The 13,380-nt window shown below is 47.2% G+C and carries 11 protein-coding genes and 1 pseudogene; 4 read left to right on the top strand and 8 right to left on the bottom strand.

Annotated features, from left to right (window positions below; genetic code table 11):
• Nucleotides 1-60: 60 nt before the first annotated feature.
• From O3276_RS21610 to O3276_RS25940, 3 genes are all read right to left on the bottom strand, one after another.
• Entirely contained in the window at nucleotides 61-1,710 is a 1,650-nt protein-coding gene (locus O3276_RS21610; RefSeq protein WP_269673164.1) for a heparin lyase I family protein, read from the bottom strand.
• Between the two features lie 14 nt (nucleotides 1,711-1,724).
• Nucleotides 1,725-1,991, bottom strand: coding sequence for an IS66 family insertion sequence element accessory protein TnpB (gene tnpB / locus O3276_RS21605; RefSeq protein WP_269673163.1), 267 nt, complete (start codon nucleotides 1,989-1,991; stop codon nucleotides 1,725-1,727).
• Nucleotides 1,992-2,082: 91 nt separating this feature from the next.
• Nucleotides 2,083-2,283 (bottom strand): C2H2-type zinc finger protein, encoded by a 201-nt coding sequence (locus O3276_RS25940; protein WP_442876611.1) that lies wholly within the window; start codon nucleotides 2,281-2,283, stop codon nucleotides 2,083-2,085.
• On the opposite strand from O3276_RS25940, the gene O3276_RS21600 reads away from it, so the two are divergent.
• Entirely contained in the window at nucleotides 2,221-2,517 is a 297-nt protein-coding gene (locus O3276_RS21600) for a hypothetical protein (RefSeq protein WP_269673162.1), read from the top strand. The two genes, O3276_RS25940 and O3276_RS21600, sit on opposite strands and share 63 nt — an antisense overlap.
• 33 nt (nucleotides 2,518-2,550) lie before the next feature.
• Here O3276_RS21600 and O3276_RS25935 read toward each other — a convergent pair.
• Nucleotides 2,551-2,676 (bottom strand): annotated as a pseudogene (locus O3276_RS25935) (C2H2-type zinc finger protein); the annotation flags it as partial.
• Nucleotides 2,677-3,317: 641 nt separating this feature from the next.
• Nucleotides 3,318-4,349 carry a C2H2-type zinc finger protein gene (locus tag O3276_RS21595; RefSeq protein ID WP_269673161.1) on the bottom strand — a complete coding sequence of 344 codons (1,032 nt, stop codon included), beginning with the start codon at nucleotides 4,347-4,349 and terminating at the stop codon, nucleotides 3,318-3,320.
• A 493-nt stretch (nucleotides 4,350-4,842) separates the two neighbouring features.
• Here O3276_RS21595 and nrdD point away from each other — a divergent pair, with 493 nt between their 5' ends.
• Both nrdD and nrdG read left to right on the top strand, forming a co-directional pair.
• Nucleotides 4,843-6,975 carry an anaerobic ribonucleoside-triphosphate reductase gene (gene nrdD, locus O3276_RS21590; protein WP_269673160.1) on the top strand — a complete coding sequence of 711 codons (2,133 nt, stop codon included), beginning with the start codon at nucleotides 4,843-4,845 and terminating at the stop codon, nucleotides 6,973-6,975.
• 58 nt (nucleotides 6,976-7,033) lie between these two features.
• The gene (nrdG, locus tag O3276_RS21585) at nucleotides 7,034-7,519 is read left to right on the top strand and encodes an anaerobic ribonucleoside-triphosphate reductase-activating protein (RefSeq protein ID WP_269673159.1); all 486 of its coding nucleotides are present in this window, start codon (nucleotides 7,034-7,036) and stop codon (nucleotides 7,517-7,519) included.
• 1,654 nt (nucleotides 7,520-9,173) lie between these two features.
• On the opposite strand, the gene O3276_RS21580 is transcribed toward nrdG, so the two are convergent.
• From O3276_RS21580 to glyA, 3 genes are all read right to left on the bottom strand, one after another.
• On the bottom strand, nucleotides 9,174-9,857 hold the full coding sequence (locus tag O3276_RS21580) for a zinc metallopeptidase (protein WP_269673158.1): 684 nt from the start codon (nucleotides 9,855-9,857) through the stop codon (nucleotides 9,174-9,176).
• A complete protein-coding gene (nrdR, locus tag O3276_RS21575; RefSeq protein ID WP_101746570.1) occupies nucleotides 9,858-10,319 on the bottom strand; it encodes a transcriptional regulator NrdR in 462 nt (153 codons plus the stop codon).
• A 261-nt stretch (nucleotides 10,320-10,580) separates the two neighbouring features.
• Nucleotides 10,581-11,846 (bottom strand): serine hydroxymethyltransferase, encoded by a 1,266-nt coding sequence (gene glyA / locus O3276_RS21570; RefSeq protein ID WP_269673157.1) that lies wholly within the window; start codon nucleotides 11,844-11,846, stop codon nucleotides 10,581-10,583.
• A 520-nt stretch (nucleotides 11,847-12,366) separates the two neighbouring features.
• Here glyA and O3276_RS21565 point away from each other — a divergent pair.
• Nucleotides 12,367-13,353: an SET domain-containing protein gene (locus O3276_RS21565; RefSeq protein ID WP_269673156.1), complete on the top strand. Its 987-nt coding sequence runs from the start codon at nucleotides 12,367-12,369 to the stop codon at nucleotides 13,351-13,353.
• Nucleotides 13,354-13,380: the final 27 nt, after the last annotated feature.

The following is a 13,380-nucleotide window of genomic DNA, read 5'->3' as shown; positions in this document are numbered from 1 at the left end:
AATTGGACAGAACCAGGTGTCATTGGGCACACGGTGAAAATCCCGTCTGGAAAATTCGGCCTAAGGTTGAGTCTCTGGAACCTCGCAGTATGGTTTAAGTTCTGGTTGACAGCCACCGGAAACCGTAGTGTTATCAATTTCATGTTGTGGCTTGGGTTGCAGCACGCCAATTTGCATGTTGACATGCTTGAATCTGATGGCAATCGGTTGGTCAGAGCTTGTGCGATATATCCCGAATTTGCCATACATATTGCCCCCGCCACGATGGGGTGCATCGTTTCTTCCAATATAGGTTACCGCATTTACTTTCATGGCGTCATTTACCCACATCCTGACGTGTCCGGGGGTTGCTTCCGAGCCGGAATAGTTGCTTGTTTTAATCTCAAACTTCAGGTTTGCCCAGTTTTTAATCACGTTTAAATCGGTATCATTGTTGCCAATCTTCGTACTGAACAGATAGCTGACATCCCGTTCACCATTACAACATTTGGTTTGACTTGTCCCGTCAAAATAATTGCTGAATTTTAAATTACAACGCTGGCTTTTATCATTGTATGGGACGTATTCTGATCGAGCCATAAGTGCTAAATAATAGTTTTCTTTGTGCTTTTCAAGGCTTAAGGATAGCGGTGGGTACCCACCCTGTTCAAATTTCATATTATCTTTAACCAATGTCGTATAGGCCTTTGCTGAACTCGCAGGCGATAGCAGATAGTTTTCATTGCCCACTTCACTTCGGTATAACCACCGATCGGGCTTGCCATGAATCTGGAAAATAATCGCCTCTCCCAATTGCTCTACCATTAAATCCATAGAGACAGAAAAGACACCACCCATAGGTACAGATCCCGGGCAATCGTTAAGATACGCCTTGGATTCCTTTAAAAATGCCAGTTGCTTCCTTGAATAGTCGGGTACTTCACCGGACTTAAAGAAACAGCTGGTTAACTCCACTCTTCCCTTACACCCCTTATTACCGCTACTTTCAGGGGGGCAAGTATTTTGTCCACCTTTCTTGAGGGTGTTGTCACGAAAATCCCTAAGTTCAAAACGATAGGTTATCCCTTCTGCCTTCTGAGAAGGTTTCTGCTTTAACCTTGAGAGATTTGGATTACCAACTCTGGCAAATTGACCATCCATGGTTAGTTCGCTATTCAGCAGGGGCCGATTATGGTCTTTAACCAGAGGAACGTCAGTCCATCTGGTCTTTTTCTTATTGGTTGACCGTCTATTTCTAACTGCGCTATCCACTGAATCATTATCTATCGGGTCATCCCCCTTCTCGAGAGAGTCAATCAAAGCCTGGTGTGATGCTTCACCACCATCTTTTTCGATTTCCATTAAATGGGCTGAATGCAGGCCAGATGACTCAATTGGGAAATCACCGTTGTCAAATGTACTTTTATTCCAGTCTTTAATTGGTGGTGTTGGTCTGAGCTGCAAAGAAGTTGAATTATCCGGCAAAGGATTCGCATCTGTAACACTCCGACTTGACAGGAGGATCGTCGCCAGAATCCTGCCTGGATATTTGGTTAAATAATAAAGGGGATTAGGAGCATTTTTCAGGGCTGAGCCTATTGAAGCTAATCCCCCCTTTAGAGCGTCACCAACGTCTGAGACAATCCGGCTATTAAATTGACCCTGAAAATTATCTGACCGTTCATTGCTATTAAACTCAGTTAACGATGATGTTGGTATATTTCCTACCATTCTGTCTTGTGGGATCAGAAACAGCTGTCATAATGCCTTTTTTTATGGGGTTTCATAAGGCTTATGTCGTATCCATCCAACAGCCAGTTCATTTGTTGCCCTGTGATCGTCACCAGCTCGTCGGCTTGCTTTGGCCAGTGGAATTTATCTTCAGCGAGACTTTTGTAATAGAGGACAAAACCGGTATTTTCCCAGAATAAGCATTTGCTCTGGCTTAATCCGGAATCACGCCAGGATTGAACGCGTTGTTGCCACTTCTCTCTGAGGGAGTGTGTAGACATGTTTGCCTCCTTGTAGACTGGAGGCTTATGATTTCGCAGTAGAGATTGAAGTGGTAGGGCGTGGGTTTTGAATGCGCTTACAAACCATGTACTAGGTTGATGACAGTTCAGCCAGTTTCTGCAAATGGCTTTTGGTTTTCTGGTGCTTTCTTAGATAACTCTTTAGTTTAAAGCTCGTTTCGCACAACTCACACTTAAAGGTACCATCCTCACTGTCATGCATGAGACTATGTTTTCTCAGGCTATTGGCGAGTCTGAAGCGCTTTTTGCAAACCTTGCACGTATAGGGCATCTCGCCGGTATGGATGCGGGTATGTTGTGTCAGGCCAGTGGCCATACTGAAGCTCATATCACACACCTCGCACTTATAGGGCCTTTCGCCGGTATGGATGCGGGTATGTTTTTTCAGGTCACTTCTTTGGGTAAAGCGCTTGTCACAATGATCACACTTAAAGGGTTTCACGCCAGTATGGCGGCGGATATGTATTTTCAGGTTACTGGAGTAAGTGAAGCTCCTTTTGCATAACTGACGATTATAGGGCTTTACGCCCTTGTGCATACGCATGTGGTTTGTCAGATTCACCTTTCGATTAAAGCGCTTATCACATTGACGGCACTGAAAAGACTTCGTGGCAGTGTGCAAGACCTTTGTTGAATTTTCTATCTGAGCACCTGATTCATTCATTTTTATTTCTGTGAAAATATCACCATTTCCGGATTTATCGCAATTTTCGAGGTGCGAAGATGGTGGACGTTTATTTACCTTACTATCTGCGGAAGTATGGCAAAGATGATCAGGCTTGGGAAATAGTGCAGGAATCTTCTTAATTTCTGGCCAAATGGGTGAATCAAAAACACCATATCGTTCGATCATTTTAGCAATATAGCCAGAATCAACCGACTCAATCACTTTAACTTTTTTGTCACAGAAGATCCCATTTTTTTCTCCAATTTCTTTTGCATCACATATTGTTGCTTCAGTGAGCCAGTTAAAATCCTCAGGGGAAAAAAAAAAGGTAATGAGAAAATGGGACCATTTTTGTACTTTATTACTAAATGGTTTTTGCTATGACTCGTGTTCGACCACTTTTCCAAGAATAAATTCCTTAATTCCAAAATTTTTTATTTGTCACAACCAGGCACAAGGACTTGTCAGGAACCTGTTTGCTCTTTGCCGGGCGGCCAAGTAAAACAATGACATTTACACCCTCCCGGATAACCGACAGTTCTCCATAATTTTTGACCAATCTAACGGGGCTCCCGGACAGGCAAAGCAGGTTTTACCGTTTGCCTGTCCAGAGGACAGCGACCAGTATTTCCTGATGGTCAGGTTGATGACAGTTCAGCCAGTTTCTTCAAATGGCGTTTAGTTTTCTGGTGCCGTGTTAGTTGATTTTTTAATGCAAAGCATATTTCGCACACCTCACACTTAAAGGGCTTCTCACTGGAGTGGAGGCAGCGGGTGTGGCTAATCAGGCCACTTTTTTGGATATAGCTTTTATCGCATAACTCACACTTATAGGGCCTCTCGCCGGTATGGGTGCGGGTATGCTTTTTCAGGCTATTGGCTTCACGGAAACTCTCTTTGCACACCTCACACTTAAAGGGCCTCTCGCCAGTATGGATGCGGATATGATTTTTCAGCTCACATCTTTGGACAAAGCGCCTGTCGCAGAACTCACACTTAAAGGGCCTCTCGCCAGTATGGATGCGGAGGGTGTGTATTGTCAGGCCACTGAAATACCTGAAGCTCTTTTCACATACATTACACTTAAAGGGCTTTACGCCAGTGTGTGTACGGATGTGTACTTCCAGATTCTGCTTTCGATTAAAGCTCTTTTCGCATACATTACACTTAAAGGGCATTACGCCAGTGTGTGTACGGATGTGTTCTTCCAGATTATGCTTTCGATTAAAGCTCTTTTCGCATACATTACACTGAAAAGACTTCTTGACAGTGTGCAAGACCTTTGTTGAATTTTCTATCTGAGCATCCGGCTCATTCATTTTTATTTCTATGGAAATATCACCATTGCCAGATTTATTACAACTTTCGTGGTTCGAGAATAGTGGACGTTTATTTCCTTCGATATTTGCAGACGTAGAGTCAATATTATCTAATTCAGGAAATAATGGTGGAATCTCCTCCATTATTAGCGGGCAAATGGACGAATCAGAAACAGCATTTCGATCGATCATTTCAGTAACATAGCCAGAAACAGCCGATTCAGTTGCTTTAACTTTTTTATTATAAAAAAACCCATTATTTATTCCGATCTCTTTTGTATCACATGTTGTTTCAGTGAGCCAATCAAAAGTATCAGGGGAAAAAAACAGGTAACCAGAAAATGTATTCATTTTTTTGCACTTTATTACTAAGTTATTTTCATTAGATTCAGTATTTGACCACTTTCCCAAGAAAAAATTCCTTCATTCCAAAATTTTTTAACATTTTATTCAATACCGATTCTGAACCAGGAAAGCCTTGCCGAATGGCGATGAAGTGCGCTTTCCATGCTGCAACTGTTTTGCACAGTCGCCGTCATTTTCCTCTTGATATGAAAATATTTCGGCATATACCTACAAAATGCTATTTCCAGCAGGCTCATCGTGTTTAACCACACAGTATGTAAGACTTTCCCTGTCAGTAACTCCTGACTTCCGAATGAAAACCGTGCTTTCCCCAGCAGATTTACGTTTTGTCAATATTGCAGAATCAAACAGTTTAGTAGATCATAGCCGCCGCAAAACACCACATATAGTGCCAATTATACACGCATACCACTACCTGTAGATATTCCACCCGAAAAGGCGCAATATCTCATTACTCTATTTTGTCCGGAGATTCACCATGACTGAGATCATCAAACGCGATGGCTCACGCCAGCCTTTTGATGCGCCACGCATCGTAAAAGCCGTTGCCAGCGCCCTCAATGATGCTCAGATCAAAGACCATGACTTTGCTGAGTACGTTGCGAAAAAAGTAGCCAGCACCGTGGAAGGTCTGGAACTGGTGGATATCTATGATATTCAGGATCAGGTAGAACACCTGATGATGAGCAGCGAATACCATAACGCTGCCCGCAAATACATTGAATATCGTCAGACCCGGGATATTGAACGTGAGTCGCGTAATGCCCTGAGCCGGGACATTCTGAGCATTATCAACCAGGATAATGACGAGCTGCTCAACGAAAACGCCAACAAAGACAGTAAAATCATCCCCACCCAACGGGACCTTCTGGCCGGTGTGGTCGCCAGGCACTACGCCAGGCAGCATATTTTGCCAAAGCATATTACTGCGGCCCATGACCGTGGTGAAATCCATTACCACGACCTGGACTACGCGCCCTTCTTCCCGATGTTCAACTGCATGTTGATCGATATTGAAGGGATGATGACCAACGGTTTCCGCATGGGTAATGCGGAAATTGAAACGCCCAAATCAATCACTACTGCAGCGGCCATCACAGCCCAGATCATTGCCCAGGTTTCCAGCCACATCTATGGCGGTACCAGTATCAATGAGATTGACCGTATTCACGCACCTTACGTACGCAAAACCTTTGAAAAGCATCTGCAACAAGGCATGCGCTGGATCCGTGATGAAGAAAAAGCCCGTGAATACGCCATGGAGATGACCGAAAAGGATTGCTATGACGCCTACCAGGCACTGGAGTATGAGGTAAATACCCTGCACACCGCCAATGGTCAGACGCCGTTTGTCACCTTTGGCTTTGGCCTGGGTACCAGTTGGGAAGAGCGCCTGGTGCAGCAGTCCATTCTGAAAAACCGGATTCGCGGTCTGGGCAGAAACTGCAAGACACCGGTCTTTCCAAAGCTGGTCTTTGCCATCAGAAAAGGGGTGAACTTCAGCCCTGAAGATCCGAACTACGACATCAAGCAGCTGGCACTGGAGTGTGCCAGCAAGCGGATGTACCCGGACATTCTCAACTATGACAAGCTGGTGGAAGTGACCGGAAGCTTTAAAACACCCATGGGCTGTCGTTCATTCCTGGGGGTTTATGAAGAAGACGGCAAGATGATTCACGATGGCCGTAATAACCTGGGGGTCGTCTCACTCAACCTGCCCCGCATAGCGATTGAAAGTAAAGGCAGTGAAGAGACCTTCTACCAGCTGCTGGAACAGCGTCTGCAGCTGGCGAAAGAAGCCCTGATGACCCGGATCCAGCGTCTGGACAGTGTCCGTGCACGGGTAGCGCCCATTCTCTATATAGAAGGTGCCTGCGGTGTTCGCCTTAAGCCGGATGACAAAATCAGCGATATTTTCAAAAATGGCCGTGCCTCCATCTCCCTTGGCTACATCGGTATCCATGAGACAATCAATGCCCTTTATGGTGGCAACAATGGTTCTGGTGATCTGTACGACAGTGAAGAGCTGCGCCAGAAAGCCGTTGCCATTGTGGAAACCATGCGTGCCGCGGTGAATAAGTGGAAACAGGAAACCGGCTACGGTTTCAGCCTCTACTCAACCCCGAGTGAAAGCCTGTGTGACCGTTTCTGCCGTCTGGACAAAAAGAAATTTGGTGTTATTGAAGGCGTGACTGAAAAAGGCTACTACACCAACTCTTTCCATCTGGATGTGGAAAAGAAGGTCAACCCATACGACAAGGTCGACTTTGAACAGGTATACCCCAAACACGCCAGCGGTGGCTTCATCTGCTACGGTGAGTACCCGAACATGGTCAACAACCTGAAGGCTCTGGAAAACGTTTGGGACTACACTTACGACAAGGTCCCATACTACGGCACCAATACACCCAATGACTCCTGCTACAGCTGTGATTATGAAGGTGAGTTCAATGCCACCAGCCGTGGTTTTGAATGCCCGCAGTGCAAAAACCGTGACTCCGACAAGATGTCCGTAACCCGTCGTGTTTGTGGCTACCTGGGTCAACCGAACAGCCGACCGTTTATTAAAGGTAAGCAGGAAGAAGTGGTTCGTCGGGTGAAGCACCTCTGATACGGCTGCCTGTTCCCACGCTCTGCGTGGGAACAGGCACCATGGAAAAGCAAAGAGCATGAACTATCTCCAGTACTATCCAATCGATGTGGTCAATGGTGAAGGCACCCGCTGCACCCTGTTTGTCAGTGGCTGTGAACACCGCTGCCAAGGCTGCCATAACGCCACCACCTGGGATGCCCGCAAGGGAACCCCTTTTGACCAGGCCATGGAAGACCGGATTATTGCCGACCTTGGGGATTCCCGCATCAAACGGGATGGGCTGTCGCTGTCCGGCGGAGACCCACTGTTTCCAGGCAATCTATCCGGCATACTGAAGCTGGTTCAGCGGGTAAAGGCCGAATATCCACAAAAAAACATCTGGCTCTGGACTGGCTACACGCTGGAAGAACTCAGCCAGGCCCAACAGGAGGTTGTGCAATACATTGATGTGTTGATTGATGGACGCTTTGAGCTGGATAAGAGAGATCTGTCACTGCCCTGGCGGGGCAGCAACAACCAAAGAATAATTTATATCAATAATACACCGAGACAGATTACTTAAAGAAAATGGAACTTTGGGATCAAAATTTAGTCTATTGAGAGTAAATCAAGAATTTAATTACCTAAATATGATTCCCAATTCCAGTTTAAATATCGTTTCTAACAATATTGCTCCTGACAGTATTGCTTCTAACAGTACTGCTTCTAACAATATTGGACGATCTAATGAAAACCCGAATACTGATGCCCTGGCTTCATGGCTGGATCGTACCTTACAGGCCGTTTTTGAGGCTGACCCCAACATACCCAGAACCATAACTTATGAAATGAGAGCAACTGATGGTGCCTACCTGCACGGAACCCGCCATTTATTCAATCCTGTTGCTCCCATGCCAGAATCTACTGCTGCACAAAACCCGGAACCTGTTCCACAACAAGAAATGCCGGATGCAAGTAAGACTCAACCACCCACCGATGCACAATGCTCTGTCTGCTTGAGTGATTTTCAAAGTGCACCAGAAGCAGCATTTATCCCCGGATGTGAAACACCAACGTGGATTCACTCTGACTGCCTGGCACAGCACACTCAATATCGAATTGCAGACCCCATAACAAATGATGAAATAAATGGCGTTGGCATAGCCTGCCCAACGTGTGATTCGTCCAAACACCACTCCATACCCGTCGACAAGCTTGCTCCACAGATATCATCCCCGGATTGTTTGCAGATGCTGCAAGATTTCCACCTGCAATCACAACTCCGGATTTTTGCCCGGGATCCGTTTTCCCCATTGCTTGGCCCTGTAGTGACAAAAAATGCTACATGCCGAGACTGCAATGAACAGTATTTTGTCAACCTGAGAGAGCCTGAACAGGCTGTAATCAGCTGCTCTGGACAAATTTACAAACGCAATATTGGTTTCGTACCCTGTACTCGCAGGTTTTGCGCAAACTGTGAAGAAAAGCCCCATTTCAATAAGAGTTGTGATGAAGCACATATCATAAATCAGGAACAGCGGCTTTCTGATTTGAATGCAAAACTGCAGGTCTACCAGATGGCTCAGGCGGATGACAGTAGATTCAGGCCATGCCCGAAATGCGATAACCTCATTGAGAGATCTTCAGGCTGTAATCACATTCGACGGTCAGGCCTCCATGCACGTCAGAATGCAGCCGCAGATGCCAGTTTTTGTGACCATGACATTTGCTTTGAGTGCCTTAAAGATTGGAATGAAGCAGAAAGTATTCAAAAACAAGGCGTATTCAAAGTAAAACACGATTTTTACCATTGTAATGATGCCGAGAACCGTCAACTTCTTTACGCCAGAAAAATTGCGGATTTAAACCAGGACATTCAAATGCTGAGAGGGAGGAGAACTCCACACCCCCCCTTACACAGGTCAAACAGATCTTTCTCTGGCAACAGATCCTCCGCTGGCAGTTGATTTATTCTGCCAGATTTAACCAAAGAAAAACGTAGGAACAAACAGAACCAGCAGGGATAAACTGACCATATTTAAGTAGTTAACCAAATGAAATCCTATTTTCTGACTAAGTGAACAGTCACTCTGCGGCGTTACAACTCCGGTCACATAGCTACGGCTATGCTCCCTGCGTTGTGCCTTGCATAGTAACTGCCCACTTAGCCAGAAATATACGATTCCATTTGGCCAACTACTTAACTCAATTCCAAAGGCATCCATTTGCCCAACGGCTTATCGTCTTAAAATAGCTATCCATCGTCCGATATTCAGCAAGCTTGCCAGTGCCGCAGCAACATAGGTCATTGCCGCGGCTTTCAGGACTTTTCTGGCCCCCGGTAGATCGTCTCTGGCAAGATACCCTTCCTCCAGAATCGGCAGGGCCTTGTTAAAACTGGCATCCATCTCAATGGGCAGGTTCATCAATTGCACCCAGAGTGAGGCAATCATCCCGGAAGCACCCAATAGCAAGGTGATCAGGGTGCTCTGGGGAAGCCGGGTGAATAAGAAAATAAAAGGCGTCACCATCAGGGCCATAACGCTGAACCGCTCAATCATCATGGCCATTTTTACCCGCTTCTGACGGCGCATAAACCCGGGGTGCTGCTCCTGATGCTGCAAGGCATGGCTGACTTCATGGGCAGCAACGGCGACAGCAGCGATGGTCTTCCCCCGATAGTGCCATGAGCAGAGCGAAACCACCCGGTTTTCCGGATCATAATAATCCTCACCTTCCTGACCTTCACGAACGGATACGCCATCCAATTGGAATCGATCAATCAGGTGCTGTGCCAGCTCGCCGCCGGTGCCCTGGAGATCCGGTCGGTCTTTGCCATATTTACGGAACGTATGCCTGACCCAGAACTGGGGGCCAAAAACCAGGACCAGAATCGCCAGCAATAACAGAATCAGAGGCATTTAATCCCGATCCTCAGTCTCCAGTCGGTCGATCTCTTCCCGAAACTCATTCAGATCCTTGAAATGACGATAGACGGAGGCAAAACGGATATAGGCCACCTCATCCAGCTGCTTTAATTCGCGCATAACCTCTTCACCCAGAATCCGGGAACTGACTTCCCTCTCACCCATGGCCCGCAGGCGATGAGTAATGCGGCTCACCGCTTCTTCCAGCTGCTCAACGCCGACCGGCCTTTTTTCCAGGGCACGGGACATGCCCGCCCGCAGCTTATCTTCATTAAAAGGTTCACGGGTACCATCCCGTTTCACCAGCCTTGGCATGAGCAGTTCTGCTGTTTCATAACTGGTGAAACGTTCAATGCAGGACAGGCATTCGCGACGCCTGCGCACCTGGCTGCCTTCTGCAACCAGACGCGAGTCGATCACTTTTGTTTCAGCAGCACCACAGAATGGACAATGCATTGAGCAAATTAATCCTTGAGTTTTTGAGGGGATTGGGGGACACCGTTTGCTATGTGTCCCAAAGCAATGATAACCAGCTGCGGTTTTATTACAAGTTCCCGGTTTCTGCCCGTATATCAGAACCCGAAGCAGTTTCAGCGACTGAAGCACTCAATGGAGAAAGCCGCTTATTAACCCAGGACCTCAATTGCGATCTATAAAAAAAGCCGCTGACCTTGCACACATTCAAGGCACAGCGGCTTTTTGATACCACCCAAACAGTTACTTGTAAACCGGAAGACGCGAACAGATTTCCAGCACTTTGGCTTTCACTGCGGCTTCCACCTGTGCATCACCGGAACCATCGCCCAGGGCATCCAGGACATCACAGATCCAGCCAGCCAGGGCTGCTGAGTCTTCTTCATTAAAACCGCGACGGGTAATAGCCGGAGTACCGATACGAAGGCCACTGGTTACAAAAGGTGAACGAGGGTCATTAGGCACTGCGTTCTTGTTCACCGTGATATTGGCACGGCCAAGGGCTGCCTCGGCATCTTTACCGGTGTATTCCTTACCGATCAGATCCATCAGGAACAGGTGATCATCGGTCCCACCGGACACGATATTGATACCCCGCTCCATCATCACCCGGGTCATGGCCCGGGCATTCTCGACCACCTGAGCCTGGTAAGTCTTGAATTCATCAGACATCGCTTCTTTGAAGCAGACAGCCTTGGCAGCAATCACATGGCACAGAGGACCGCCCTGGGATTCAGGAAAGACGGCAAAATTCAGTTTCTTGTTCAGCTCTTCATCTTCAGCGGCGAGAATCAAACCACCGCGCGGTCCACCCAGGGTTTTGTGAGTGGTGGTGGTGACCACATCAGCAATGCCCACTGGCGAAGGATAAACGCCCGCAGCCACCAGCCCGGCAACATGCGCCATGTCAACCAGGAAGTAAGCACCGACCTTATCGGCAATATCCCGAAAACGCTGCCAGTCAACAATCCTGGAGTAGGCAGAAAAGCCACCAATAATAAGTTTGGGTTTATGCTCCAGGGCAAGGCGTTCAACTTCTTCGTAATCCAACTCACCGGTATCAGGTGTAATGCCGTACTGCACTGCATTATAGATTCGGCCGGAGGAGCTGACGCTGGCACCGTGGGTAAGGTGGCCACCATGGGCCAGACTCATGCCAAGAATCGTATCACCGGGCTTCAGCAGCGCCATGAATACCGCCGAGTTGGCCTGGGAACCCGAGTGCGGCTGAACGTTGGCGTAGCCTGCGCCAAACAGTGCCTTGGCACGATCAATGGCCAGCTGCTCAACCACATCAACGTGCTCACAGCCGCCGTAGTAACGTTTGCCGGGATAGCCTTCAGCGTATTTATTGGTCAGCGCACTGCCCTGAGCTTCCATAACTCTTGGACTGGCATAATTCTCGGAAGCGATCAGCTCGATATGCTCTTCCTGACGCAGGGTTTCTGCATCAATAGCCGCCTTCAGCTCCGGATCGAATTCAGCGATGGTCATGTCCTTTGTGAACATTCATTACCTCGGTTGCCTGTTAACAGCCTCCTGGGAGCCTGTGAAATGCCTGGATTTTGGTGGTGAGACGCTATTCTAATACAGCCCGCAGGAAATCGGCAGTATAAACCACTCAATGTCCATGATGAATACTCTGTTTAACGCCTCTTTTACGCAAAGACAGGCTCAAAGGATTTTTGACTCATGAATGGCTCAGACACCGTGCATTTGCCCCGCTTCCGGAACTGTGTCTCAGCAACAACGTTAAGTAGCTGGCCATATGGAATCATATATTTCTGGCTACTTGGGCAGGAGCTATGCGAGGCACAACGGAGGGAGCATAGCCGTAGCTATGTGACCGGAGTTGTAACGAAGCAGAGTGCCTGAACAAGGAGTCAGAAATATATGATTTCATATGGTTAGCTACTTCCCCCCCTGACAGATAATCCAGCGAAATGATAAAAAATGCTGACAAACATTTTGAACCAGCAGTTAACTTCTCTGTCGAATAGATCCAACTCTACAAAAAACACGCCACAACATGATACCAGCAATCTGTTCACCCAACAGGACTGAACCACCCGTTGAACCCCCTGCACTTCACCGTTTTGGCATTGATCCCGGAGCCAGAAAGCGCTGCTTCAACCGGTCAGTTGCTGAAGAGCCTCCTCACGAAAATTTTATGCGTGATGAGATTATGGATGATTTACAAACCATCCGAAGCATCAGATCAATTACTACTGTCAATCCGACAGAACTCACGTTATTTCAAAATAAAGAGACGATTACCAGAATACGAAAGCTGAGAGACATGACCAATCTCGCCTTACTTCGGTTACAAGACACAGAAAACACGCATGTGACTGCATTTACTCCCCCGGAATCACCTGTCTCGTTGCTTGCCCATGAAGTCGGGGCTGCCCACGGTTCTCACCACGGTCATCGCCACAAACTCAGGGCGCGGATCCAGGCCAGTACTCAAGGTGTCGTCCACGGTACCGGCGTTGTGGCGAAAAAGCGGTTCAAAAAAGGTCAATTCATCTCTCTGTATCATGGCCCACTGATATACCGAATAAGAAGCCGACAGTCGGGCCAGCAACAAAAATTCAATGTATTCAAACTGGAGCAGGGTAAAAAAGGGCCTGTTCCCCGATTTATGGAGAAAGATACTTTTGCTGCCTGGTCTGGCATTTTTCTCAAGTATTCCGGAACGCCCGGCATTGAGATTGGCCGTGATGCTGTCGGCCCCATTCGATATCTGAACCACTCCAAAAATGCCAATGTAAAAATCATCACACCCCGGGTATTGAGTAGATTTCCAGTTAATCAATGTGATCAGATTCTGTTAAAGGTTACTGCCCTGAAAGACATTGCCCCCGAAGAAGAACTGCTATTCGATTACGATCCGGACCTACCAGAGTCAGAGATTGACTTTACGCTATCAACAGTAGAAAAACCCGGGCAAACGGGTGCAATAGCCATTCGTAATGCCCTCAGGAAAATTCATCAAAAAACGATAGCAGGCTAAATGCCTGCTACCGGCAACGGTTTATTA

This window comes from Endozoicomonas sp. GU-1, assembly GCF_027366395.1.
Classification (GTDB): domain Bacteria; phylum Pseudomonadota; class Gammaproteobacteria; order Pseudomonadales; family Endozoicomonadaceae; genus Endozoicomonas.
The sequence above is the reverse complement of the archived record's forward strand: the minus strand, read 5'-3'. Positions and strand labels throughout refer to the sequence as shown.

Excerpts from the sequence above, each read along its gene's own strand:
- O3276_RS25940 (WP_442876611.1), bottom strand. The coding sequence starts at position 2,283 with ATGCCCTATACGTGCAAGGTTTGCAAAAAGCGCTTCAGACTCGCCAAT.
- O3276_RS21610 (WP_269673164.1), bottom strand. The coding sequence starts at position 1,710 with ATGGTAGGAAATATACCAACATCATCGTTAACTGAGTTTAATAGCAAT.
- nrdR (WP_101746570.1), bottom strand. The coding sequence starts at position 10,319 with ATGCATTGTCCATTCTGTGGTGCTGCTGAAACAAAAGTGATCGACTCG.
- glyA (WP_269673157.1), bottom strand. The coding sequence starts at position 11,846 with ATGTTCACAAAGGACATGACCATCGCTGAATTCGATCCGGAGCTGAAG.
- O3276_RS21600 (WP_269673162.1), top strand. The coding sequence starts at position 2,221 with ATGTTTTCTCAGGCTATTGGCGAGTCTGAAGCGCTTTTTGCAAACCTT.
- nrdG (WP_269673159.1), top strand. The coding sequence starts at position 7,034 with ATGAACTATCTCCAGTACTATCCAATCGATGTGGTCAATGGTGAAGGC.
- O3276_RS21595 (WP_269673161.1), bottom strand. The coding sequence starts at position 4,349 with ATGAATACATTTTCTGGTTACCTGTTTTTTTCCCCTGATACTTTTGAT.
- tnpB (WP_269673163.1), bottom strand. The coding sequence starts at position 1,991 with ATGTCTACACACTCCCTCAGAGAGAAGTGGCAACAACGCGTTCAATCC.
- nrdD (WP_269673160.1), top strand. The coding sequence starts at position 4,843 with ATGACTGAGATCATCAAACGCGATGGCTCACGCCAGCCTTTTGATGCG.
- O3276_RS21565 (WP_269673156.1), top strand. The coding sequence starts at position 12,367 with ATGATACCAGCAATCTGTTCACCCAACAGGACTGAACCACCCGTTGAA.
- O3276_RS21580 (WP_269673158.1), bottom strand. The coding sequence starts at position 9,857 with ATGCCTCTGATTCTGTTATTGCTGGCGATTCTGGTCCTGGTTTTTGGC.